Genomic DNA, 25,093 nt, shown 5'->3' with positions numbered 1-25,093 from the left:
ACTCCGGGCAGCTGTGTCCAAGACGTCGGGCCTACTGGTCGATAGGCGTACCCGATGATGTCTGGTCGAGGCCCACCGCAGTGGCTTCGAGGGCTTGAACAAGGACGGACGCCGGACCGTCCGCGCGGGTGATCAACCCGATCGTCGGAGCTTCTCGGCCCCCGGCAAGTCGGGTGCATCGAAGACCTGGCGGCTCGCCGAATACCTTCAGCCACACGTGCGGAATCACTGCAGCCCACTGACCGGTCTTGACGTGAGCATAAAGAGAGGCAAACGAGTCCGTTTCGATTTGTGCGGTGTGAGAAGCTCCGGCGTCGGCGAAGTATTCGTCAAGGATGCGTCTGCCTCGCATGATCGACGGCAAGGTGCACATCGGCAATCTCGAGGCTTCCTGCCAGGAGATGTCGGAGCGTCGGGGGAGCATGGGATCGTCGGCGGTTAACAATGCGTAGTACTCGCGGTAGAGCGGGAAGATTTGGTAGCGCGAGGTGATGTCGTCGTCGAGATAGGTGATGCCGCCGTCGAGTTCGAAACGATCGATTCTGGTTGTGATGTCGCTCGATGCGAGGTCCTCAGTGAGATGGACGGTGACGAGGGGGTAGCGGATGCACAGCGGTCCGGTGAGTTCTGCGGCTGTGGCGGCTGCGGTGGGTACGACTCCGAGTCGGACGGTGCCGGTGACACCCGACCGTAGGCTGGCCGCCTCATGTAGGAGGGAAGTGTGATCTGCGAGGATGCGCTCGGCTCTACGGACGATCTGCTCACCCTCGGCAGTAAGACCTTCGAACTTGTGTCCTCGAACGATCAAGGGCAAGTCCAGTTCGATCTCTAGTTTCCGGATCGCCTCCGACAACGCGGGCTGGGAGACAGCGCATGCTTCGGCGGCGCGGGTGAAGTGTTTTTCACGGGAGAGAGCAACGAGGTATTCGAGCTGGCGGAACAACATCAGCGGATAGACCCCCGCGCTGGGTTCACTGAAAGTTGGGCCGAGGAGCGCAAGGGTTTTTCGTTCCCAACCAGCGGACTGAATCTCGCATTTGAAGTCGATTGCGCTAACTCCGTCGTGACAACACTCCGTGTCACGAAGACAATATCCCCGTCGGCAACGGCGAGCTGATTCGTTAATGCCATGGGGGAGGCCCGCTTCAGATGGATATGTGTGCCAGCTAGATTGTGTGTCGCAGAATCTGACTTGATTCGCAGGCGTGCGTCGCGGCGAATTGCTAGCCGATACAACGAGATAGGTTCACCGGGCTTGCTGTCGCTGCGGTCGAGAGGCAGCATTCGAGATACGTCAGAAACAGCAGGGAACGCCAGCAGCGTAGGCCGTGCGGTGGGTGGCATGCACGTCGTTTTCACCGAAGGCTGTTTGCCGGCGTGTGGCGTCGTGTGCTCTGTCGGTCGAATCTGCGTACCTGTTCGGGGAATATCGCGCTGAGCGGAGAACTGTTTCCGTGCCGGGGATGTATTTCCGTCTCGGGGGACATGGCGGCGAACGTTTCGAGAACTTCAGCGGCGTAGTGTTTCTCGACATCAAAGCCTTGGTGTGTCAGTGCGTCGCCGGTGAATGCAATGGCGTGGCGCGGAATATGCAGTGTCACAGAGCCTGGGGTGGGGGTGGGCGTGTGGAGGACCCGAATCTCTTCGCCAGCGATACCGATGCGCTGGCCGTCGTCCAGACGCCAGTAGCGGCGCTCGCCATGCACCGCCTGCCACGCGGCATGGTCGGCTGAATGCATCAGAACTGGCGCGTGGAATTCTTCGCCCAGCACCATTGCAGCCGCCACGTGGGCTCGATGACCGTGTGTGCAGATCACTGCGGTGAGCCGCCGGTTTCCCATAGCATCGGCGACCAACTCGGGAGCACCCGCCGGATCGACGATCACCACGTCCCGATCGTCCCCGATCAGCCACACGTTGGTTTCTGGGCGGTGAGAGGGTGCGCGGTCGGGACGCCCGGTTGACCGCACCTGGACGCGGTCGATGTGGAATCGTTGACTCATATGGTGGCGCGTCCTAGTTGCTCGTTTAGTGTGTTCGACACGCACTCGTGCTGGATGTAGACCGCGTCGGGACCTGTTTGTTCTCTCGGGGCCGACGACTGCGTCCGGTGATCAACCCTACGACTGTCGAGACTAGACTTCTGCGGCTAATTGCGGACCTGATCGATAGGCGAGGACTGCCTAATCGAAAGGTGAGAATGGGACCAAGATCGCGCCGATGAGGGTGAGGGTATCGAGGACGAATTTGGTTGCTCGCCGAATTCGTCGCGACTAATCGCACGGGCATCGACAGCCTTCGCGACATATACCCGGCTACTCAGCGTGGTCATCACCAGCAGACGGTGATACTGCATCGTCGTACACTGTCCCGTCGCGAGCGAAAGAAATCCGCCCAACCCGCCCCCTGCTGGCTTGAGCGCTCTGACTTTGCGGCTTCGTTGCTCGCGCCGGGGATTTCGGTGACGTGAAAGACCTGGGGTTCTGAATGATCCGCTGACGGTAGTGATGTCCATCAGCGAGTTCAGGACGGCTGTGGGTAATTTCTTCGGTACTCTGAGGAGTCGTTCAATCTGGCCTTTCGGATATGCCGAGACTGACATCGACTGTTACGCAGCCGAAGCTACGGGGTTGGGCGAGGCGATCCGTTTGTTGAGGTTTCCGACGATCACGACTGCTGTGCCGAGGGGTTTCGTGCTAGCTGCGGCGACGAGCCCGATCGGCCGGTGCTTGCGATTTAGCCGGTGGATTCGACATCGACTCTGGCTGTGGCGGTTCTTGATCGGAGAATAAGCAGGTCCAGTCGGCGTACGGGGCACTCACGTAATGCGCTTCGCCGCCGATCCAGCTGTCCATGTCGAGCAACCGTAGGCGGCACCGGGCCGGGAACAGATTCCGGTTTTGTGTCCCTCAGGCAGTCTCGGCCCGGATGCTTGAATTGAGCTGTCATCCACAAGTCAGGAAATCCCGCCGTTCACCACCAACCACCACACTTGAGAAGGACGGAGAGTCTCCTCGGATCATCTGACGTGACTGGTAACGGTGGGCACCATGAGCATCTCCCCGAAGGGCAAAAATCGACTCGATAGCGCTGCGAGCGCGCCACTTCTCTTGCTGCAGTTCAGGGTCCGATCACTTCGTGTCCCTGTCAATGTTCGCGGAGTCCTCTCGCGTGCTTAACCGCATTCGTATAAGTCGGACATATCCAGATTCATCGCGCCGTTCTCCCCTTCGATTTCGTCACTCGTACCGAGGTCTATGTCCACGTGCGCTCGATACACAACACCTGACCTGATGGGGGGGTGGAACTGGCCTCTCAGCCGAGTGCTTTCCGTCGCGCATCCTTCGATACTGTCAACAGGCGCATTACTGAATGCGCCTGTGGCGGAGCGAAAACGGAGTACGAACAGTGGCCGTGTCTGAAGTCTATGCGCGGAGCCTCTCAGTCGGCGCAACGGGGGTTCCTGCGAGAGAGACGTTGATCGGTGGTGGCAGGTGCGTCGCAGATCCGGCGTCGATGGTGATTTTCGGAATCACCGGTGACCTTGCGCGCAAGAAATTGGTACCCGCGATATACGATCTCGCGCACGACGGAGAGCTGCCGACTGACTTCGATCTTGTCGGTTTCGCCCGGGACGTTGACGGCATCGAGTCCATTCTACGTGACTCCGTGATTTTGCACGCACGAACGTCTTTTGACCCTGCCGTTTGGGAGCTGCTTGTCGAGCGAATTCACGTCGTACAAGGATCATTCGAGAATGCTGCGTCGTTCGCCGAGCTTGGGTCCAGATTGGCGGAGCTCGATGCTCAGCGCGGTAAGCCTGGGAACTACGTCTTCTATCTGTCTGTGCCGCCGAGATCGTTTGCGCTGGTGTGTGATCAGCTCGCGATCTGCGGACTGAACCGTGGCAGTTATGGTTGGCGTCGAGTGGTGATAGAAAAACCATTCGGGCACGATCTTGTCAGCTCACAAGCACTCGAGATCGCACTGGCTCGCGTGTTTCGACCATCGTCGATCTACCGAATCGACCACTACCTTGGCAAGGAAATGGTTCAGAACGTCCTCGCGCTTCGCTTCGCGAACGGCATGTTCGAACCACTTTGGAACAATCGGCATATCGATCACGTCCAGATCACCATGGCCGAGAGCGTCGGAGTTTCAGGCCGGGCCGGGTATTACGACGGCGTGGGTGCGGCCCGCGATGTCATCCAGAATCATTTGCTTCAGATTCTTTCTTTGATCGCGATGGAGGAGCCGGTTTCATTCGACGCCGACGGCATCGCAGCTGAGAAGATCAAAGTCCTCTCGGCTACGGAACTCATCGGTCCTCTGGCCGAGACATCGAGTCGCGGCCAATACAGTGCAGGATTCGTAAATGGCTTATCCGTCGGAGGATTGGCAGCGGAAACAGGTTTCCCCAGCGACTCCGCAACCGAGACCTTCGCAGCTTTGACGGTCGGTGTTGCCACCCGTCGATGGGCCGGTGTTCCCTTCTTCATCCGGACCGGCAAGCGGCTGGCCCGTAGGACCACCCAGATCGCCGTGACCTTTACCCCTCCAGCTCATAGGGCGTCCATAGCGCGATCTGGGGCGGCGCCGAACGTTCTCATATTTCGAGTCCAACCCGACGACGGAATTGAACTGCACATCGGTGCAAAAAGTCCAGGCGGGGGTATGCACATTCAGCCAGTCAGTCTTGGGACTGACTTTCGGTCGGTGTTCGACGAGGCCCCGGAAGCCCACGAAAGACTGATCCGCGACGTACTGTGCGGAGACGCCACACTTTTTCCTCGACGCGAAGAGGTCGAAACGTCTTGGCGGATCATCGATCCGCTGCTTGCACACTGGGCGAATCTCGGTCGCCCCGACAACTATCCGTCCGGCTCTTCAGGCCCTTCCTCATCGGACCGGGTCATGAGCAGGACCAGTCGAGCGTGGCGTTCTCTCTAGCTCTGGGGTCCAGTGGTGAATTCAGGGTAAAGATGAAATGCCCCGAACACTAACGTGTTCAGGGCATTTCATATAGATCTCACACTACTTTGATAGGGCTTCCTTGAGTGCCTTCGCTGCAGCGGCTGGGTCCTTGGCGCTGTAAATCGCACCGCCGGCAACCGCGACCTCTGCGCCGGCGTCACGGACGGCGGCGACGGTGTCGATGTCCACGCCGCCGGCGACCGAAAACGGAACACCGGCGATCTTGCCGTCGTCGAGGAGTGACTGAATGGAGTACCCGGGCTGCGCCTGCTCATCGAGCCCAGCGTGGATCTCGACGAATGCGACACCGAGCTTGGAGACCTCGCGGGCGCGCTCGACACGATTCTCGACGCCGATGAGGTCCGCGACCACCCTCTTGCCGTGCTTCGCGCCGGCTTCGACGGCTCCTTTTATGGTGGCATCACCTGCGGAGCCGAGAACTGTAACCAGGTCTGCGCCAGCAGAGAAGGCGAGGTCGGCTTCGAGAAAACCCGCGTCCGCGGTCTTGAGGTCCGCGAAGACCTCCTTGTCCGGATGTGCAGCCTTGATCGCGCTGACGGCACTGAGACCGGCGCTCTTGATCAACGGGGTGCCCAGTTCGATGATGTCGACGAACTGGGCAACCTTGTTGGTGAGCGACAAGGCGTCGGCAGTGGTGAGTAGATCGACTGCAACCTGCAGCTTCGTCATATGTTCTCCTTGGTTGACTATCAATGGGTGGGTGATTCAGGTCAGCCGATGTTGGCGTGGCGCTCCCATAGCCGCTCGGCGCTCTGATCGGCGCTGCTCCATAGCGCCTGGAACAGTGCGTCGAACGCGAGGAGTACAGATTGCTCGAACAGACTGCCTGCGTACTGGAGCGTAATTTCCGCGCTGTGGTCCTGTTTGTGGGCGGCGGGCAGTACCAGTACCGCGCGTGCGCGCTGGGCAAGTGGCGATTCGGGTGCGGTCGTGACGGCCAGTACCGACGCCCCGACCTTGTTCGCCGTATCGGCTGCACGCACTACGACGTCACTAGTACCCGAGCCGGAGACCGCGATCAACACATCTCCGGAGCCGAGGGCCGGGGCGGTTACCTCGCCGGCTACGTGCACCCGAAGTCCCAGATGCATCAGTCGCATGGCCGCCATCTGGATGGCTAGGCCGCTGCGCCCACCGCCAATTGCGAAAACAGCGCGGGCAGAACGGATTAGCGAACCAGCCTCGTTCCATTCATCCGCCGCCACAGCATTGAGTAGCCGAGCATTCTCCCTGAGCACGATGCGGCGCCCTTCGTTGAACCCGACGGGCACCTGCTCGACGTCGACTGTCATTTTCCTCCTCGATTGTGTCCACGTAGTGTTGTGAAACAAGGCTGTCGATTGGAGTCCGCCCCGGCACCTCGCCACTCGGCGGGTTTCGACTAGCCTGTCGGCCAGTGCGACCGAGGCATACCCGGATTAGGCTAAGAATTGTGGTTATCCCAGAGGGAGCTGTTGGGTTGCAGGCCGATGCATGGACTGCGATGCGAGAGGTTCTGACTGGGCCACTCCCTGACATCGCCGTCCGATTCTCGCGATATTTGTCGCACCTCTGGCCGCACGACGCCCTGATCATTTTCACCCGTGAATGCACGGGGCGACCTCGCAAGGTTTCTGGAAATCGGGAGCTCGTAGACAGAGTGACCATTGACGAGCTCGACACGATCAAACAGACCCTCAGTCTGGGTACGGGAAGCGAGAGTCTTTCCACTCTCGCGGGTCGAAGCCACCTACTGTGGGCTGTTCGTGATTCCTCCGACACCCTGCTCGTTCTCGTTCCGCGGTCGAACAAAGTCGGGGCGCTCGATTCCGGAGATGTCGAGGCCACCCTCGGCGAGATCGCGGCGGTATTCGGGTTAGTTGCTACCTCCATCCAGCAACAAGTTGCGCAGGCCAGTCCTGACTATCTTGCCGAATCGCGGGCTGCGTCGAGCGAACGTGCCCGCACCATTGCCGAACTGACGGAACTGCACGAGGCGACCCTGTCGTCCATCCTCGGAACGCTCCGCTCGAACGATCTTGACGACCGTCGTGCCCGAATCACTGCGAGCGAGACGGCTTCAGCTGCGTTGATCACGTTGCGGTCTGCAGGTGATGCAGACCGTGTTCTTTCCGAGGAAGCCGTGACGACTGCATTTGCCAGGTTACAAGGTGAACTACGCCCGTTGCTGCGACATCAGGACGTCGTAGTCGACTACGCCGATCCGCCCGCCGACGGACGTCCGTTACCGGGCGAAGTTGCGGCAGCCGCGCGGGCAATGGTTCGTGCCATCGTTCTCGCCTTCTGCGCTCAACCGGAACTACGCCGATTGCGTATCGCGTGGGATTGCGATGGCGAGAACGTTCTGATCGAGCTTCGAGACCAGGGGCCCGGATCTCTCGACAGCACTGCGCTGGCTCGCCAGTTGTCCGGCCGCGTGAACACATTGCGCGGTGGTATCGCCATCGAATCGATCAGGGGTTGGGGGAGCCGTGTAGCGCTCACGATTCCTCTGGACCCGCCCGCAGCCCGTCTGGACGAGCACCTCCTGGCCACCCTGAATCCCCGTGAACTTGAAGTCCTCGCCCATCTATCTACGGGAAAACGCAACCGCACTATCGCCGAAGAACTCGGAATCAGTCAGAGCACCATAAAGTTTCACGTCGCAAGTCTGTTCAAGAAACTGGACGTAGTCAACCGAGGCGAGGCCGGCGCAGTGGGAATACGCGCGGGAATCGTGCCCGCTCCACAGGGCTAGATGTTGTGGGTATGGACGTTGTTGACGCGGGACTGAAGTAGACGGGCTGGTCCTCGGCGTAAGAATGGGAGTTGCGACACAACCGTTCTCGACCAAGAAGGACCAGCCCTGTGACACACCGTAATGCCCCACTTACTGTTGAAGGAAGACGCCGCTTGATCGAGCGGTGCTAGAGTCGTCCGATCGCCCACGTCGCCGCCGAAATGGGGATTTCACGACAATGCGCTTCCACCTGGGTCAACCGGTATCGCAAGTTCGGTGAGCTGGGATTACAGGACCGGTCCAGTACGCCACATCATCAGCCGACCGCCACAGCCGCGGGCATCGTGGCCGAGATCGAAGCGATGCGCCGAACCCGGAAATGGTCGGCCTCACGCATCACTTTCGAACTGGGAACCGACGGCATCGTCATTGCCCGTCGAACGGTCACGAGAATCCTGAGAGGCCTGGGATTGCACCGTCGCCGGTTCATCGACCCGAACGGCGAAACCAACCGAAAACCGCAGGTCATCGTTGCGAAACGACCTGGCCAGATGGTGCATGTCGACATCAAGAAGGTCGGGAAGATCCCGGACGGCGGCGGGGGCGCGTTCACGGCCACGGGTCCGAGCAGGCCAAACGATCACAGCGCCGGAAAACGAAGAACAAGCAGGCCCGCATCGGCTACACCTACCTGCATTCCGCATTCCGCGATCGACGGTAACACCCGCCTGGCGTACACCGAAGCCAGGAACAACGAAACCGCCGCAACAGCCATCGATTTCATGAACAACGCCCGATTCTTCTTCGCCGCACACGGCATCACCCGGATCGAGCGCGTGATCACCGACAACGGATCATGCTATCGGGCAGCTGATTTCACCGCTTCACTCCGCGAAGCTCGGCACTACCGCATCCGGCCGTACACCCCGAAACACAACGGGAAAGTCGAACGGTACAACCGCATCCTCGCCGAAGAACTTCTCTACTCCCGCGAATACAGCAGCGAGCAGCAACGACGCACCGCCGTCGAAGTCTGGTGCCTCTCTATTTGTCAAGCGGCAGTGAGGGATTCTCTCGATATGGCTCGAATGCCCCGTTTTTCATCTGCGAGCATGGCTCGCCACAGGTGTGTAGCGAGGTGCCGTTTAAGTGCGCGAGCGGCGGTCCGGGGTGTTTTTCCTTCAGCGATTTTCTTGTCGTAGAACGCTCGTCCCGTGCTCGACGGCATCCGGATCTGGATCATGGCGATCGTGTAGAGGGCGGAGTTCAGTTGCCGATCGCCGAATCTCGACAATCGGTGATGGGAGGAGTCGGCGCTGGCGATCTGGACGGGTGCAGTTCCGGTGTAGCTGGCATACGCAGCAGCGGTGGGGAACCGGCTGGCTCGGCCGCTGCGGCCTAGGATGCGGGCAGCAAGAACTGGACCGACTCCGTCGATATTGCGCAGATGTGTGCCGTGCTCGTCGAGCAACGCGGTGATCTTGCGGCTGTTCGCCGCGAGCTGTTCGTCGAACCGCGCGAAGTCCGTGATCAGCTCCTTGGCCAGTTCGAGTCGGATCTTGTCCGGTGCGGTTCTGGCCCGAAAGCCTCGGATCGCGGCAGCAGCTTTTTTGGGTGTCAACGACGTTGGCGCACCGCCGGCCATCAGCTCACGTAATAAGGCGTGAAGTTGATTAACGGTGCGAGTTCGACTGGACGACAGATTGACTCGCCGCTCGTCGAGCAAAGCAAGCGCATCGTTGACGGTCTCCGGATAGACCTGCCTGGCGTCGCCGTGCAGAGCTGCGACGCTGGCTGCGGCCGCAGCGTCGATGCGGTCGTTCTTGCGTCGTCCACCACGGGAGAGTTCACGTACTCGGGCGGTGGCGGTAGTGGGAATATCGTGCACGACCTCACCGATGGCAAGGAGCCACAGTGCGAGGTGGTGCCCGAGGCCGTCGGCGTTCTCGATGGCCCAGCGTCGGTCCGGCCAGGCTTTGGCCCAAACGATTAATCGCTTGTATTCGATGACCGAGGCGTCGATGCGGATCGAACCGAGATCGGTGTTGGTGGCGGAGTCGAGTGCGGTCGCAGTATGGGTGGACTTGTGTGGATCGATACCGATGACGATCATGGGGTTCGGTTCCCTTTTCGCTCGATGGATGGGGGATCCGCGGTGGACAATCCGACTTCAAGTACCTCTCACAGCAGCTTGTGGTCACGCCTCTCTCGAGTCACACCGCGAACGCAGACCGGAGGGGGTGACACACCAGACAAGAGTCATCCCGACTGCGGGAGACAGAATGTTCACGAGTCATTCCTTCCGGCCTGCTACGACACGCTATGGGCTGCAATCCCGGTCACTTGCCGTGACACTCATATAAGTCGGAATGTTCACTACAATTACCACCGACCGCATTCAGCACGCGGAGGACGACCGCCCGCCGCTTACAGTCGGCACCGCGTAGCGAGCCAACGTCCGTGTCTCATACACCTAGGTGGCTTCGAGTCTCACGCTACCGCGCGGGTGCTGATCCTGCCACGCCTGCGTTCATCCATTTAGCGAATGTAATCGGAGGCGACCGTCGTTGCATATAGCCTCGATGAGATGGAAAATCCCTTGACGTCTTCCAAAGCGAGATGACGCGTACTCTGTCCTGCTTGCCATATTCGAGTCTGGCTCGTTCATGCAGGATGCGACTATCTCAATAGCAATCTGAGATTGGCGGGCCCAGCGAGCGAACAATGCTCAATCGTCGCTTTAGTCATTCGCAAGTGTGGTTCACTGATCCGGAATGCTTCCTCCCGAGCGTGTCGTCGCCGGGTTGAATTCATGAATTTCGATTTGATAACCAACCGGTTGGGATGTGCAGATAGGTTCCAGCGTTCGTTGCAATGCGGAATGAAGTTCGTCGACGATTCTTCGGAGAGTGGCGTCGTCGCGTCCGGAAGCAATTTTTACCCGCACGTGGACGTAACCATTAATGTCTCCGACGATGTCGTCCCCTATCTGCCAAAGGTCAATTCGCGTTGCGAACGTCCTTATGCCCCAATTCGGAAACACGCCCAGCCGCTGCGCCGTCGAATGCAAGGATTTCATGAGGGCGTCTACATTGAGTGTGTCTGACAGATTTCGCGTGTATTCGATGGCAAGGTGCGGCATTCAGGTCCATTCTCGGTTCGAGGAATGAGTTCGTAGTAATTTACAAGTCCGGCACTCGGCGTAGTATAGATGGCGCATCGATCTCGATATAATATGACAATTTAAACTGGCGGGCAGCTGCTGTCAAAGTCTCCCGGAGTGCGCGCCGGGTAGATCAGACGAAATTATGCGCTGAAGTATACGGCGCAGACCTATGCTGGAACCGACGACCACGATTCGTACGAATCGGCATGAAACAAGTCGCCAAATGCGCAGCGTATTTAGCGACTTGGCGTGCCTGGGCATACGCGAAGCCTATGAGAAGTGAGCAAGTATATCGGATACTCGGCACTGACAGGGGATTGTCGCCAAAATGCTACGAGGCAAGTTTGATGCACACATCAATGTCGCTTTTTTTGGCGTTGATCATCTACGGGTACTTCCTCCATCGACGACAATTATCTGTCCTGTGATGAACGCAGAGTCGTCGGAAGCAAGGAACGCGACCGTCGCCGAGACGTCGGCGGGCATCTGAACCCGCTTGATGTCCTGTGTGCGAACGGTGTTCTCAAAGAAGGCTTCGCTGGTCTTCGACTCGGAGGAAGTAGTGCGCACGAGACTTGCGGCGAGACTGTTGGCGGTGATGCCATATGGCGCCAGACTCGCGGACAGCGCGGACGTGAATCCGTTCAACGCGCCCTTGGCCGATACATAGGACACGAAGGGGGGCGGGGGCTTCCAGTAGCTTGCAGACGATATATTGATAACGCGTCCCACCCCCGATTTTTTCAGGTCGTCCAGAAAGGCCTTCGTCGTCAGGAAGGCTCCGTCGACGTTGACCGAGAACGTCTTTCGCCAGTCGGCGTAGGTGACTTGGTCGAAATCGCCCATGAGTACGACTGCAGCGTTGTTCACTACGATGTCGACGCCGGCGAACTCACCGCGCACGTGCAATGCGAAGGAGTTGATCTGATCCTCATCCGTGATATCGACGAGCTCACTGAAGAATCGCTGCCCTTGCGCTTCAACAAGCTCTCGAGTCGCCGAGGCGTCGTTCACGTCCGCCACTGCAATGTTCGCTCCTTCGGAGGCGAGTCTGACAGCGATGTCCTGGCCTATGCCTGTGGCGCCACCTGTGATGACGGCGGTCCTGCCGGCAAGTCTGATACTCAAGTGAAACTCCTCTATGGATTCGTTGGTGCATTCATACTCGTGTAGATGATTCACGAATGGCGCCAGGTGTTCGTCCATTGAACATCGCGACGTCACCTGAAGCTGTCATTGGCATTCTTTACATGGACTCCACCCGACCCTTTTCTCTGAGCGATAGGAACTCGAAACATGGTTGCGACTACTTCCGCGGCCTCGGTGCCGGACTCGATTGGCCCAGTCGAAAGCGCTTGGCTGCAGGCGATCTCACGGGGCAACGATGCGCAGCGTGATCTCATGCTCGCTGATTGCGTTCTCGTTCACGGGCCGGTGGGCAACGTCCACGACCGAGAAGAGTTTCTTCGATACAACTTGACTATGGGTGCCATCGCCAGCGCTGTCACTACCGACGTGCATGTGGTCGAGTCCCCAGGAATGGCGATCGTGTCCTGCCATCAAAAAATGCGTGTCGAATTCGCGTCCGATCTGACCCCGTTCTTGATCCAGGCCGCGGTCACACGAGTCTGGTTCTCGACTGCTGAGGGGTGGAAGCTCGGACTCCAGCAGCTCTCACGACGCCAACCTATGGGCTGAATGTGCTGTGCATTCACGACTCCGTGCCCTGCCGAGGGTTCGATCCGCGGGCTACGGCTCCATGGAGCCGATTCGAACTGGAATTCCAGGCCTCCAGCCAAGAGCGCGGGAAATGCCGAGACCACTGGCGACGAGCGACGGCACAGCTGCCTGAAGTTTGACGGAACCAGCAGACACCACCACAGACAGCGCAGCGACTACCGAGCCTTGATGGTCGATGATCCTCGTTGCCACCGACTGGGCGCCTTCACTGAGTTCTTCGTTGACCACCACGGTCCCCGTTGATCGACAGTACGCCAACTCCTTACGCAACACGTCAGGATCGACAATGGTGTTCGACGTGAATCGCTGGAGGCGGCCTGCGAGTATCTTCTCGCTGAACACTGGGTTGCTATGGCTGAGTAGGACTTTTCCGACGCCGGAGCAGTGCAGCGGGAGGTGCCCCCCGATCTGTGAGGTCAACTTGACCGCGTGGGGTCCGGAGAGCCGCTCGATAACGATCGCCTGATCACCCTGCAGTACAGCTAGCTGTACGTGCTGGTGTAGAGCGGTGTAGAGGTCCTCCACGAAGGGTTGTGCCGTAGTCCTTAGTTTTTCGGCGCGAGGGGCCAAAGTGCCTAGGCGCCAGAGTGGTAGGCCGATTGTGAACAGATTGTTGCTCGCGCGTTCCAAGGCCCCGACTTCGACGAGCTCGAGCGCCAGTCGGCGTGCAGTCGCATGCGGCATACCGGTGCGCCGGACCAGATCGGACAGAGTCAACTCCGTGTGGTTCGGGTCGAAGGCGAACAGTAGATCCCATAGACGTGAGCTGACCGATCGTCCTGGCTCGTTTGCGCGGGGCACGTGGCCTCCTTTGGTTGTTGACTGGCGAATTTACGCGATGTCCGTTGGATGAACTGCGTTATTCACAAAATCCGATAGAAACCGGACGCTGATGTTGTTCATATTCGGCCCAGCCGGCACTGCATTCGAGGAGTATCAGCAGACAATGGGATCAGAAAAGATCGACATCGCGATCGTGGGTGGCGGCATTGGAGGCCTTGCGGCAGCTGCCTTTCTGCGCGCCGAGGGATTCGCACCTGTCGTCTACGAGCAGGCGAGCGCATTGACCGAGATAGGTGCTGGATTGGTGATCGCGCCCAACGCCGGCCGGCAGCTTCGTCGACTGGGTGTGTTCGATCATCTGATCAACCGTGGCGTCAGACTGGACGTCGGATGGGAGTTTCGGCGCTGGAAGGACGGTTCCGTACTGTCGAGCGAGAATCTCGAGACCGCGTGTCGGGAGCTGTACGGCGAACATACTTACACGGCGCACCGAGCTGACCTGCTGGCTGCGTTGAAGTCTGCGGTGCCGGAATCGACTGTGCGCCTGGGTATGAAATGCACATCTACCGACTTTGATGGTGACCAAGCGGTTCTGACATTCGCAAGCGGCGAAGAAGTACGGCCAGGACTGGTGATCGGAGCGGACGGTGTCCACTCTGTTGTTCGCCGTTCAGTTGTGGGGAACGTCCCGGCGCGGGAGTCTGGAATTTGCGCTTTTCGCGCGCTAATTCCGCAGTCGCGTGCTCCGGAGTTCGCCACGCGACCCGCACAGACACTGTGGGTGGGGCCCGACCACCACCTCGTGCACTACCCGGTGTCGGGCGGCGAATTCGTCAACTTGGTGGCGTTCGCCCCCAGCAGTGCCTCCAACGTCGAATCCTGGACGGCAACAGCGACTACTGAGGAATTGGCTGCCGAATTCGCGGGATGGGATCCACGGCTTCTGAGTTTGATCGAGGCATCCGATACTCCCGGACGGTGGGCCCTGCTCGATCGCGAACCGCTCGACACCTGGAACAGAGGCCATGCCACATTGCTCGGTGACGCAGCTCATCCGATGTTTCCGTTCTTCGCGCAGGGCGCCGCGCAGGCCATCGAGGATGCAGCAGTCCTTGCGTTGTGCCTAGCCGACACTTCCACCGATGTCGCTACTGCGCTCTTCACGTACGAGCAGATCCGTCGTCCGCGTACGACGCGCCTGCAGGAGATCTCGCACGGGCGATCACTCGTCAATCATCTACCCGATGGTGAACAGCAAGAAGCTCGCGATCATGCATTCTCGGCGCTCGACCCGCTCACCGACAACGGCTGGATCTACGGCTACGACCCGCTTGGCGCCGTTGCACATCACCGCGCCACACAGGCAGCGGTGCCCTGAGAAGAGGCCGCATGCGTACAGCATGGTCGCACCACAATGCATGAGAAGACATCACGCCGAATGACGTCGATGACGTCAACAGAAAGGTTTCTCGACGAATGAAAGCTGCAACTGGTAGTGAACTCGTTGTACGAGGTCTGCAACACGCAGGCGTGCAAGTGCTGTTCAGTCTCAACGGTGCTCACGTGGACGGTATCTTTCAAGCGGCGCTGGATGCAGACTTGGAGATCGTCGACGTCCGCCACGAAATGAACGCGGGACACGCCGCGGAGGGGTACGCGCGCGTGACGGGCGACATCGGCGTCGCGGTGGTCACAGCGGGCGGAGGTTTCACCAACCTCCTGACCTCCGTCGCGAATGCGTACATGGATCGCACGCCTGTCGTGTACATCGCGGGTTCGGGACCCTTGGATCTGGACCAGGTCAACGACCAACAGGCCGGCGTCGATCAGATCGCCATGGCAACACCGGTGACCAAGTTCGCCCACCGGGTGACGCGAGCCGATCTGATTCCGCGGTTGCTTGCACAGGCGGTGCGCATTGCCAGGTCTGCGCCGCAGGGCCCGGTCTTGCTGGACATTCCCTGGGATGTGCTGCAGCAATCAGTGGACGCTGATGCAACACCGGACTTTCGGACGTCCATTGACGGATTCGGTTGTGCACCAAAGTCTGTCACGGGCTCTGTTCTGGATGCACTGAGCGCAGCGAAGCGCCCTGTGGCTCTGGTCGGGCGTTCGTTCACCACTCCCGAGGCGCGCCAACAGCTCCACGAATTCGCCGAACGCGCAGGGATCCCACTTCTCTCCGACTATGAGGGCCTCGGCGCCATAAGTGGTTCGGAATGGAACGTGGGGCTCGTGCAATTGCTTGCGACGGTGCCGGAGAACCAGCGACCCGATGTTGTGCTGATGCTGGGGCTTCGTTTCGGCTTACCTACGCAATTCGGCAAGGGCACATTGATCCCGAAAGACGCCCGAATCTTCCAGATCGATTCGGATGGAAAGGAACTCGGACGACTGCAGAATATCGAGGTGGGAGTACAGGCCGACCCGGTCGCTACGGTGGCAGGTTTCCGCGACGAGCTTGTGGAAGACAATACTTCGGCTGAGCGTAAGGACTGGCTTGCGGCGCTTCGGTGCGTGGCCGACGAGCGCAGAACCGCTCTGGAGAAGGAGGCGGAAGCCCACGACGGTGCCATCCATCCGTATCTCGCTGCGCGGACGATCGCCGACAGCATTCCAGCGGGGTCAGTCGTCGTCGTCGACGGCGCACTGACCGAGCTTTGGATGTCGGAAGTGGCTGCAAAGGCTGATGTTTCGCACTATCTGGGCCACGGATACCTCAGCTCGATGGGGTGCAATATGGGTACCGCGCTCGGTGCGCAGTATGCAATTCGGGAGCGGCCGACAATTCTTGTGACCGGTGACGGCGCAGTGGGATACTCACTTGCAGAGTTCGATTCGATGGTTCGAGCGGACCTCCCGGTGATCGTGATCGTCCTCAACAACCAGGCATGGGGTGCTACGTTGCACACTCAGCAGGCGCTGTTCGGCGAGGACAGGGTCACACACAATCGACTGGCCAACGGCTCCTACAGTGGTGTCGCGCGTGCACTGGGCGCAGAGGGCATCGAAGTTGACATCATTTCAGAGCTGAGGCCGGCGATCGAGGCAGCGTTGAAGTCGGGACGCCCGACGTGTATAGATGTCAGGGTCAGCCTTGCGCCGATCCCGCCCGAAGAGCGAGTAATAATGGGTGGCGGGCCTTTCACCGGTGTCGAAACTAGGCTGTGATCAGCGCTGTTCGAGGTTCCAAGGTGTGAGGTCGATGGGCCGGCGACTGATAGTTTCAGTCGCCGGCCCGTTGCCGCTGTTTGATTCAGCCAACCAGTTCGGCCACGGACTCCCTCGCCTGTCCGGCGATGAAGTCGTCGGTGATGTCGTCGGCGCCGCCGACGCCGATGGCCCCGATGACCTCACCCTCCTTGGTGACGATCGGGACTCCGCCCGCCACTGGTAGCAGATGGGGATCAAGTAGATGTGTTGGCGCGAACTGCATCTTGGGCGATGCCGCCAATGCCGCGAATTGTGCAGTGGTAGCGCCGCTGAGCGCTGATGTGTACGCCTTGCGGCGGGCGGTCTCGACGCCGAGGGCTCCGACGCCGTCATCGGCGAGAACGACTTTGGTGATACCGCTGCGGTTGACCACGACGACGCACAAGGCGCGCCCATCGGCTCGTCCGAATCGAATCCCGCTCTCAGCGGCTGTGAGCGCGATCTCGTATGTCAATGGCTCTCGCATCGTATATTCCTTAGGGGTCGTTGGTGAACCACGTGCGCGAGTGCATATCCGACAACGCGGCATGAGCGAATTCCGACGATGGGGGGCTGTTGCAGACGGCATCGAAATTCGATGTGGTGCATCAGATTCTGCCACCAAGGCGCCCGAATGGAAAGACACTCTTCATGTTTCGGGCAAGAGTAAGCCCGTAAGCGAACTCAAGATTACCGAAGTCAGTGCCAGCCTTCGCCCAGAAGATATGACCGAGCCACGGTCACCAGTTCCTCGGTGAGCTTCTTCCACGGCAACGCTCGTTCCGATTCGAACTTCTCTCCGTTCACGATTCGATGTGCACAGGTTCCGCATATCAGCCGGTAGATGAAGTCCAGACGTGTCTCGGGATCAGGGGAGGGAACGCACACGGTCACGGGTTCGAGAAACTTCAGGAAGACCTTCCCCGCGTCGATACTTGCCTGCGAACCTACGTGGGCAACAGCGGCATCGGATGCGCCTGCGGTCATGAAGACTTGCATGAGGCGCTCGTGTGCCTCGTACGTTTCGGTCAAACCGACGACAGCGGCAGCGACCAGCGATGCGGGATCCGTGGCGATCGGAGTGAATCGTTCGATGATATCGGCGCGGAACTGGTCGATCATGTCGTGCTGCAGTGCAGCGAGCAGTCTGTCTTTGTCGCCGAATCTGCGATAAACGCTTCCAACGGCGACTCCTGCTCGGGCGGCGACAGCCGCCACAGTGAGCGCCTCGGCGCCGCCTTCTTCGAGCAATGAGGTTCCAGCGTCGAGTATCTGCTGCTGCGTGCGTCTGCTCCGTGCCTGCTGCGCACGCGGGAGGGTCGGTGGGCTACTCACCCCATCAGACTAGGGGCATACCCAACGATTCGACTATCTCCCCACTACCGCAACAGAAATCGCTGCAGAGGTTGCTCGCGAATCGGCCAAGTTTTTTCGTTGTGACCCTTGACACTGGCGGCTAAAAATGCGAATGTGAATCTCGAATCATATTTGGTCAACGTCGTCGGGTGCGGAACGAACCGTGGCAGATCTGTGCCTGCCGCACTCGACGACCGTTTACAGCTCGCTCTGCGAGATAGGAGACTTGTCGATGACCACATCAACGCTGGATACCGGCACTGGGTACGGACGACCGACCCCAGCCCATAACGCTCGTCTGACGGAAGTGGGCCCGGGTACGCCGATGGGTGAGGCACTGCGTCGCTACTGGCATCCGATCGCAAGTTCGGACACGTTGGTCTCCGGAGCACTCCCGGAACGAACACAGGTGCTTGGTGAGAACCTGGTGGTGTTCCGAGACGGCCAGGGTCGGGCCGGCGTCGTGTTCGAACGATGCTCGCACCGTGGTGCGAGCCTGTACTACGGGCGGGTCGAGGACGACGGCATTCGTTGCTGCTACCACGGCTGGAAGTTCGACGTCGAAGGCCGCGTTGTCGAGCAAGCATGCGAGCCTGGTGGCGGACTCAAGCGTGACAAGGCGCGCCAGCCTTGGTACCCGGTGGAGGAGCGCTACGGATTGGTGTTCGTCTACATGGGGCCGCCCGAGCACAAGCCGGCGTTGCCACGATACGACGCGCTGGAGGACTTGGAGGAGGGCGAACAGCTCTACGCGACTTGGCCTGTGCCGCACGCTGCGATCACCGGAATGCCGAGCGACTTCAACTGGCTTCAGAACTACGAAAACGGAGCCGACCCCACACATGTGACGTGGCTCCACTCCACACACAGCGGCTTTCAGATGATGGGAACGGGAACCTTCGGCTATCCGAAGCAATTCTTCGATCCGACGACCATTTCCGATCGGATCACATACGAGCGCACCGAATACGGAGTGAAGTACATCCATCGATTCGACCCGCCAAGCGAGAGCGGCGACGCCACCGAGCTTGGCTTCATGGTCGAGTTGCAGCTTCCGAACGTGTTCGGCCTACCCGACTTCACCACGGTGGTTCCGGACGCTCGCCACGATCAGATGATGTGGGTCGTTCCCTCTGATGACACGAGCCACCGAATCTTCTTCTCGATTCGCACTCGCGACCCCGAGCGCGTGAACCGCTTCGCATTTGGCATTGCTCAGGACGGAAAGCAGAATTTCGAGATGTCCGAGGACGAAAAGCATCGTACCCCGGGCGACGCCGAAGCACAGAGTTCTCAGGGCCCGATCACTCTGCATTCAGAAGAGACTCTGGTGAGCGCAGATCGCGGGGTCGTGATGCTTCGGCGCATGCTACTGGCAATGGTGGACGATGTGGAGGCGGGGAGGGAGCCCATTAACATTAGTCGCGACGAGAACCTGGTCCGCCGCTCCGATTCGGGTGTTATCACCACCCAGTCGAAATCTCGGAACGATGAGTCCGACTCGACTGCCGCTGCAAGAGTCTGACAAACCCGATGAACAACACGTGGCTCGATACCGTAGTCGAGGATCGGCGTGACGAGACCGATCGGATCGTTGTGCTCGAGCTGCTCAGTGCCGACGGGTCCGATCTCCCCGAGTTCGCGGCGGGCGCCCATGTGGATGTGCTCGTCAACGAGCGCCTGGGATTGGTTCGACAGTATTCGTTGTGCGGACCACCACATGACCGATCGCGGTACCGACTGGCAGTGTTGATCGAGAGCGCCTCGCGGGGCGGCTCCGCCGGAATGCACGCGTTGTCCAAAGGCGATCTCGTTCGAGTGTCAAAGCCCCGCAACAAGTTCGGCATCGACGATGAAGCTCGACGTCACGTCCTGCTGGCAGGCGGTATCGGAATAACCCCTCTGCTCGCCATGTCGCACACGCTGGATTCGATCGGTGCCGAGTACGAGATGCACTACTGCGCACGTAGTCGATCTGACGCAGCCTTCGTCGAAGACCTGGAAGACGATCCACGGGTCACACTTCATTTCGACAACGGCCCAGACGATCAACGATTGAGTTTGTCCACCGACGTCGGCAGCCCTCGGTCCGATACGGCCCTTTACGTGTGTGGGCCTGGCGGATTCATGGATTTCGTCGTATCGTCCGCACTCAACGCAGGGTGGGATGCTTCGTCGATCCACATGGAGCGGTTCGCGCCAACGGAGGCAAATGCCGCGTCCAAGGACGACGAATCATTCATCGTCAGGCTCGCCCGCTCCGGCCGTGAGTTCGAGGTACCGCCGCAAGACACTGTGCTCGATGTGTTACTGCACAACGAAGTCGATGCACCGTACTCCTGTCAACAAGGCATTTGCGGTGAATGCGTCGTCGCGGTACTGGCCGGCGAACCAGACCATCGTGACGACGTACTCACCGACAGAGAGCACGAGCAAGGGCAGTTTGCCACCTGCACGTCACGATCTCATTCGACAATTCTGGAGTTGGACTTATGACCACTACGTCGCACACCACCGACGCTGAAATTCGGGCATCGATCGACGAAGCCGAAAACGCCTGGCTTACTGCGCTGACAGAGGGAGAACAAGCAATGCGCTCCCTGATGCTCGACGACAGCCACGTCGTGCACGGCCCAATAGGCAAGATCGACGGACCGGATAGCTTTGTCGCCTTCGCATCTCAGCGTCGGCGAACTGTTTTCGCCCGGGCGGAGGACACAACGGTGATTGTGCGAGGCGACGTTGCAATCGTGACCTGCCTCCAAGAGATGCATGTCGTGTTCACAGAAGACCTCCCCCCATTCCCGATTCAAGAAGCAGTGAGCAGAGTGTGGAAATACACCGTGGACGGCTGGAGGTTGGCGCACATGCATCAGTCGAAGCGTCAGCCACCAGCCTGACGTGCGGTTGCCTTAGTGCTCTGCGCTGCCCGCCGTTCGGCGCGGAGCAGTAGTCGTTCGAGGCGCAGCACAACGGCTGCGGCTCACCCATCACGCGGCGTTGGCCGCCATCGCGGAGGTACATACATCACATGTCAGTAACCGAGGTCGACATTCGCACTACCGACCTGTTCATCGGCGGTAGTCCGGTGCAGGCAGAGGACGGCCGCTATTTCGAGACAATCGAGGCGTTGACCGGCACACCCATCGCACGGGTAGCCGCCGCATCGGTTGCCGATGTGAATCGCGCAGTGGATTCGGCGGCGAAAGCGTTCGACGGATGGTCGACGCTCGCGCCTGCCGCACGTCGTACGGTGCTGGAAAAGGCCGCAGTGCTTTTGGGTGAACGTGCCGACGAGATTGTCACCACGATGAGTCGAGAAATGGGCGCGACGTTGCCCTGGTGCCGGTTCAATGTCCACGTGGCAAAGGGCATGCTGACGGAAGCGGCCGCTCAGGCATACTCGGCCGTCGGGGAAGTGATTCCGTCGGACGTGCCGGGGCTCACCGCGCTAGGGATTCGGCAACCGGTCGGCGTAGTCGCAGGAATTGCACCATGGAACGCGCCGCTGATCCTCGGAGTGCGAGCGATCGTCTGGCCGCTTGTCTGGGGCAACACCGTCGTGCTGAAATCCTCCGAGCAAACCCCGTGTACTCAGGCAGCAATTGTCGAGGTCCTGCGCGACGCTGGAGTTCCCGACGGTGTTGTCAACCTCATCAGCAACGCACCCGAGGATGGGCCCAAGATAGTCGAAGCCTTGGTCGCGCATCCGGCAGTCACGCGCGTGAACTTCACCGGTTCGAGCCGAGTCGGTCGCGTCATCGGAGAACTCGGGGGGCGCTACCTCACCCGCGTCGTCCTTGAACTCGGAGGCAAAGCACCGTTCGTGGTGTTGCCTGATGCAGATCTGGAGGAGGCCGCCGCCGCTGCAAGTTTCGGCGCCTTCATGAACCAGGGGGAGATCTGCATGTCAACTGAACGCATCGTCGTCGCGCGCGAGGTTGCCGACGAATTCTGTGCTCTGCTGGCTGCACGGGCAGACAAGCTCATTGTCGGCCCACCATCGGATCCGAGTTCACAGATCGGGCCTCTGGTCCACGCCAAAGCGCGCGACCATGTCGTCTCGCTCATCGACGACGCACGTACACACGGGGCCCACATTCAGGCCGGGGGCACGTCAGACGGACTCTTCGTGTCTCCGACGGTCGTGCGAGGGGTGACGCCCTCGATGAGAATCTACACCGAGGAGTCGTTCGGCCCGGTTGTGTCCATCATCGAAGTGGACTCGACAGAGGAAGCTATCGCGGTTGCCAACGACAGCGAGTACGGTCTCGCAGCGGCGGTGTTCGGCCGCGATGCCGCAGCTGCGCTCGATGTGGCGCGGCGCATAAAATCCGGCATTTGCCACATCAACAGCGCAACGGTGCACGACGAACCGCAGATGCCGTTCGGTGGCGTCGGTGCAAGCGGGTGGGGGCGATTCGGTTCCAGAGCGGCGCTGGAGGAATTCACCGAATTACGTTGGATCACAATCCAATCAGGTTCCCGGCACTACCCAATTTGACGCACTCGCTCTTTCACCGACCTATCGGCAAGGACAAGAAATGACACTACGTGTGACCGACAGCGATTCGACAACTGGAACCGTCGACGCGGATCCCTTCGTGCTCACAGACGAATTGCGTGAGCAGTTCGTGGCGGTCGTCGGTCGTGAAAACGCTCTGATCGACCAAGCTGAACGAGACGACTATCGCGACCCCTACTGGTTTCCACCCGACCGCACATACGATTCGAGTCTCGTTCTCTTTCCAACCTCAACAGAGCAAGTGCAGGCGATCGTACGACTTGCCAACGCGAACGAAGTGCCGGTATGGGCGTCCTCACAAGGCAGGAACAACGGTTACGGCGGCCCCTCTGCACGAGTGAAGGGCTCGATACTGATCTCGTTCAGGAAGATGAACCGCGTTCTCGAAGTGAACACCGAACTTGCCTACGCCGTGGTCGAACCTGGTGTTCGATGGTTCGATTTGTACGACGAACTCCACGCGCAGGGCGATGAGCTTCTGGTTTCGGTTCCGGACATCGGGTGGGGTTCGGTCATAGGCAATTCGCTGGATAACGGAATCACCTTTATGCCAGCAGGTTCCGACTTCTCGGCTCAGTGCGGAATGGAGGTTGTTCTCGCTGACGGATCGCTTCTACGGACCGGAATGGGGGCGCAAGCCGGCAACGAATCCTGGCACACCTACAAACGCGGACTCGGACCAGTTCTCGACCCACTCTTCATGCAGTCGAACTACGGCATCGTGACGCGGATGGGTGTATGGCTGATGAAGCGTCCGGAGGCGTATTCGCCTCTGTACCTGTCTATTCCGCGCGATGAACAACTCGACCAGGCAATCGACATCGTCCGCGAACTTCGTCTCGCAGGGATTCTTCGCGGAGTGCCCAACATTCAGGACATGATTACCGCCGGGGATATCCATTTTCCCGAACACCGCGGGAAGTTCCCGTCGTTCGTCGACCCGACCTGGACCGACGAACAACTCGATGCGGTAGCCGACGAGACTGGCATCGGACGGTGGGGCGTGCGGACAGCGTTGTGGTCCGACGCGGAGACGATCGATATCCATGAACGGAAAATTCGTCAAGCGTGGTCCGCTATCGAGGGCGGCCAGGTGATGAGGCTCGCAACCTATACCGCCGAAAATTGGCACACACTCGAATCGGCCGGCTACATGGATAGACTCTCCGGCGGAGTGCCGAGCCGTGACATCCTCGACGTCCTTCCTGACTTCGTCGGTCATGTCGGGTTTTCGCCAGTCGTTCCTCTTCGTGGCGCGGAGGTAGCAGGAGTGATGCGTCAAATTCGTGCAGAAGTCATTGCACGAACCGGCGTCAACTACATGTGTGCCATTTTTGCCACCAACGATCGTTCGGCAACCATCGTCACCCCAGTGTTCTACGTACGCGACGATCCGAACCAGACCAAAGCCGCGATGGACACCGTCAAGGGCCTACTGGTCCAGCTCGCGCAGCAGGGTTACTGCGAGTACCGCGCGCATCTCGACTTCATGGATCTTGCACAGGACCAACTCGATTTCGGCGACCATGCGTACCGAAATTTCGCTGAGAAGATCAAGGACGCCGTCGATCCCAACGGGATTCTCTCGCCTGGGCGCCACGGGATCTGGCCGTCGAGCTATCGCAATTGACCTGTCGGTGTCAGGACCCTACGCCGACACCGCGTACGTGACGAGGAAACATGACAAGCGTCGAAATCGAACCACGAATTACCACAGGCGTCGTTGAACACATCACGAAGCCGGAACCCCGCTCACTCGGTAGGGTCCTGATCCAATGCCGTGACCAACCAGGGATCGTCAGTGCTGTCAGTAGAGTTCTGACCGACTTCGGGGCGAACATCACTTCTCTCGACCAGTACTCGACCGATCCAAGTGGTGGACAATTCTTCCAGCGAACCGAGTTTCATCTCGAAAATCTCAACGCTAGACGAACTGATCTCGACAAAGAACTCGGCGACCGCATTCGTGACGTGTACGACGCTCAGGTGACCTTGTCGCGGGTTGCCTACCGAAAACGCGTCGCAATCTTCGTGTCGAAAACCGACCACTGCCTACTCGATCTACTGTGGAGACATCGAAGTGGGGAGTTGCCAGTTGACATCGTGATGGTGGTGTCGAACCATTCCGACCTGGCCGACGACGTACACTACTTCGGCATTCCCTTCATGCATGTGCCGGTCGATCCGAAGGACAAGACGGTCGCGGAGAATCGGCATCTTGATCTGCTCCGCGACAACGTCGACCTCATCGTGCTCGCACGCTACATGCAGATCATCTCCGAGAGGTTTTTGAACGAGGTGAACGTGCCGGTGATCAACATTCACCACTCCTTCCTGCCCGCCTTCATCGGTGCAGCCCCCTACCGCAAGGCAAAGGAACGGGGCGTCAAGATGGTCGGTGCCACGGCGCATTACGTCACCGCCGAGCTCGACCAGGGACCGATCATCGAACAAGACGTCATCCGGGTCGACCACTCACACAGCACGCAGGAACTGATGCGAAAAGGCGCCGAAGTCGAACGACAGGTCCTGACGCGAGCGGTCAGTTGGCATTGCGAAGACAAGGTGATGCGCTACGGAAACCTCACCGTCGTGATCTGACAATCTCGGCCACAAG

21 protein-coding genes and 1 pseudogene are annotated in these 25,093 nt (G+C 59.6%); 12 read left to right on the top strand and 10 right to left on the bottom strand.

Annotation, left to right across the window (positions count from 1 at the left end):
* Positions 1–31: 31 nt before the first annotated feature.
* Complete coding sequence (locus tag H351_RS29870) at positions 32–946, bottom strand: LysR family transcriptional regulator (protein ID WP_029256898.1); 915 nt, start codon at positions 944–946, stop codon at positions 32–34.
* Between the two features lie 409 nt (positions 947–1,355).
* Complete coding sequence (locus H351_RS29865) at positions 1,356–2,003, bottom strand: MBL fold metallo-hydrolase (protein WP_081051239.1); 648 nt, start codon at positions 2,001–2,003, stop codon at positions 1,356–1,358.
* Between the two features lie 1,405 nt (positions 2,004–3,408).
* Here H351_RS29865 and zwf point away from each other — a divergent pair.
* The gene (zwf, locus tag H351_RS29855; RefSeq protein WP_244891532.1) at positions 3,409–4,950 is read left to right on the top strand and encodes a glucose-6-phosphate dehydrogenase; all 1,542 of its coding nucleotides are present in this window, start codon (positions 3,409–3,411) and stop codon (positions 4,948–4,950) included.
* Positions 4,951–5,034: 84 nt separating this feature from the next.
* Here zwf and hxlA read toward each other — a convergent pair whose 3' ends face one another.
* Together hxlA and hxlB are read right to left on the bottom strand one after the other, a co-directional pair.
* A complete protein-coding gene (gene hxlA / locus H351_RS29850; protein WP_029256902.1) occupies positions 5,035–5,664 on the bottom strand; it encodes a 3-hexulose-6-phosphate synthase in 630 nt (209 codons plus the stop codon).
* Between the two features lie 41 nt (positions 5,665–5,705).
* A complete protein-coding gene (hxlB, locus tag H351_RS29845) occupies positions 5,706–6,287 on the bottom strand; it encodes a 6-phospho-3-hexuloisomerase (RefSeq protein WP_029256903.1) in 582 nt (193 codons plus the stop codon).
* A gap of 191 nt (positions 6,288–6,478) precedes the next feature.
* Between hxlB and H351_RS29840 the strand changes: the two genes are divergently transcribed.
* Positions 6,479–7,732, top strand: a complete 1,254-nt coding sequence (locus tag H351_RS29840) for a helix-turn-helix transcriptional regulator (RefSeq protein ID WP_029256904.1) — start codon at positions 6,479–6,481, stop codon at positions 7,730–7,732.
* 182 nt (positions 7,733–7,914) lie between these two features.
* Positions 7,915–8,694: pseudogene (locus tag H351_RS32680) on the top strand (helix-turn-helix domain-containing protein); the annotation flags it as partial.
* Positions 8,695–8,765: 71 nt separating this feature from the next.
* Here H351_RS32680 and H351_RS29825 read toward each other — a convergent pair.
* The 3 genes from H351_RS29825 to H351_RS29815 all read right to left on the bottom strand — a co-directional run bounded on the left by H351_RS29825 (position 8,766) and on the right by H351_RS29815 (position 12,086).
* The gene (locus H351_RS29825; RefSeq protein ID WP_029256907.1) at positions 8,766–9,827 is read right to left on the bottom strand and encodes an IS110 family RNA-guided transposase; all 1,062 of its coding nucleotides are present in this window, start codon (positions 9,825–9,827) and stop codon (positions 8,766–8,768) included.
* Positions 9,828–10,475: 648 nt separating this feature from the next.
* Entirely contained in the window at positions 10,476–10,856 is a 381-nt protein-coding gene (locus tag H351_RS29820) for a 5-carboxymethyl-2-hydroxymuconate Delta-isomerase (protein WP_051636539.1), read from the bottom strand.
* Between the two features lie 405 nt (positions 10,857–11,261).
* The gene (locus H351_RS29815) at positions 11,262–12,086 is read right to left on the bottom strand and encodes an SDR family NAD(P)-dependent oxidoreductase (protein WP_081051238.1); all 825 of its coding nucleotides are present in this window, start codon (positions 12,084–12,086) and stop codon (positions 11,262–11,264) included.
* A 90-nt stretch (positions 12,087–12,176) separates the two neighbouring features.
* Between H351_RS29815 and H351_RS29810 the strand changes: the two genes are divergently transcribed.
* A complete protein-coding gene (locus H351_RS29810) occupies positions 12,177–12,578 on the top strand; it encodes a nuclear transport factor 2 family protein (RefSeq protein WP_029256910.1) in 402 nt (133 codons plus the stop codon).
* Between the two features lie 51 nt (positions 12,579–12,629).
* On the opposite strand, the gene H351_RS29805 is transcribed toward H351_RS29810, so the two are convergent.
* Entirely contained in the window at positions 12,630–13,421 is a 792-nt protein-coding gene (locus H351_RS29805; protein ID WP_037120014.1) for an IclR family transcriptional regulator, read from the bottom strand.
* A 145-nt stretch (positions 13,422–13,566) separates the two neighbouring features.
* Here H351_RS29805 and H351_RS29800 point away from each other — a divergent pair, with 145 nt between their 5' ends.
* Both H351_RS29800 and H351_RS29795 read left to right on the top strand, forming a co-directional pair.
* A complete protein-coding gene (locus H351_RS29800) occupies positions 13,567–14,781 on the top strand; it encodes an FAD-dependent monooxygenase (protein WP_029256912.1) in 1,215 nt (404 codons plus the stop codon).
* Positions 14,782–14,879: 98 nt separating this feature from the next.
* The gene (locus tag H351_RS29795; protein ID WP_029256913.1) at positions 14,880–16,574 is read left to right on the top strand and encodes a thiamine pyrophosphate-binding protein; all 1,695 of its coding nucleotides are present in this window, start codon (positions 14,880–14,882) and stop codon (positions 16,572–16,574) included.
* Positions 16,575–16,659: 85 nt separating this feature from the next.
* Here H351_RS29795 and H351_RS29790 read toward each other — a convergent pair whose 3' ends face one another.
* Together H351_RS29790 and H351_RS29785 are read right to left on the bottom strand one after the other, a co-directional pair.
* Positions 16,660–17,082 (bottom strand): GlcG/HbpS family heme-binding protein, encoded by a 423-nt coding sequence (locus tag H351_RS29790; protein WP_029256914.1) that lies wholly within the window; start codon positions 17,080–17,082, stop codon positions 16,660–16,662.
* 212 nt (positions 17,083–17,294) lie between these two features.
* Positions 17,295–17,930, bottom strand: coding sequence for a TetR/AcrR family transcriptional regulator (locus H351_RS29785; protein WP_029256915.1), 636 nt, complete (start codon positions 17,928–17,930; stop codon positions 17,295–17,297).
* A 253-nt stretch (positions 17,931–18,183) separates the two neighbouring features.
* Here H351_RS29785 and H351_RS29780 point away from each other — a divergent pair, with 253 nt between their 5' ends.
* The 6 genes from H351_RS29780 (at position 18,184) to purU (ending at position 25,077) form a co-directional block, all read left to right on the top strand.
* The gene (locus tag H351_RS29780) at positions 18,184–19,476 is read left to right on the top strand and encodes a Rieske 2Fe-2S domain-containing protein (RefSeq protein WP_201026972.1); all 1,293 of its coding nucleotides are present in this window, start codon (positions 18,184–18,186) and stop codon (positions 19,474–19,476) included.
* A gap of 8 nt (positions 19,477–19,484) precedes the next feature.
* Positions 19,485–20,447 carry a PDR/VanB family oxidoreductase gene (locus H351_RS29775; protein WP_029256917.1) on the top strand — a complete coding sequence of 321 codons (963 nt, stop codon included), beginning with the start codon at positions 19,485–19,487 and terminating at the stop codon, positions 20,445–20,447.
* Positions 20,444–20,851 (top strand): nuclear transport factor 2 family protein, encoded by a 408-nt coding sequence (locus H351_RS29770; RefSeq protein WP_029256918.1) that lies wholly within the window; start codon positions 20,444–20,446, stop codon positions 20,849–20,851. The genes H351_RS29775 and H351_RS29770 overlap by 4 nt, the downstream gene beginning before the upstream one ends.
* A 131-nt stretch (positions 20,852–20,982) precedes the next feature.
* Positions 20,983–22,455: an aldehyde dehydrogenase gene (locus tag H351_RS29765; protein ID WP_029256919.1), complete on the top strand. Its 1,473-nt coding sequence runs from the start codon at positions 20,983–20,985 to the stop codon at positions 22,453–22,455.
* A 40-nt stretch (positions 22,456–22,495) separates the two neighbouring features.
* Complete coding sequence (locus tag H351_RS29760) at positions 22,496–24,106, top strand: FAD-binding oxidoreductase (RefSeq protein ID WP_029256920.1); 1,611 nt, start codon at positions 22,496–22,498, stop codon at positions 24,104–24,106.
* A gap of 50 nt (positions 24,107–24,156) precedes the next feature.
* A complete protein-coding gene (gene purU, locus H351_RS29755; RefSeq protein WP_081051236.1) occupies positions 24,157–25,077 on the top strand; it encodes a formyltetrahydrofolate deformylase in 921 nt (306 codons plus the stop codon).
* Positions 25,078–25,093 lie beyond the last annotated feature (16 nt).

This window comes from Rhodococcus erythropolis R138, assembly GCF_000696675.2.
GTDB lineage: Bacteria > Actinomycetota > Actinomycetes > Mycobacteriales > Mycobacteriaceae > Rhodococcus_F > Rhodococcus_F erythropolis.
This window is presented reverse-complemented; position numbering and strand designations above follow the sequence as displayed.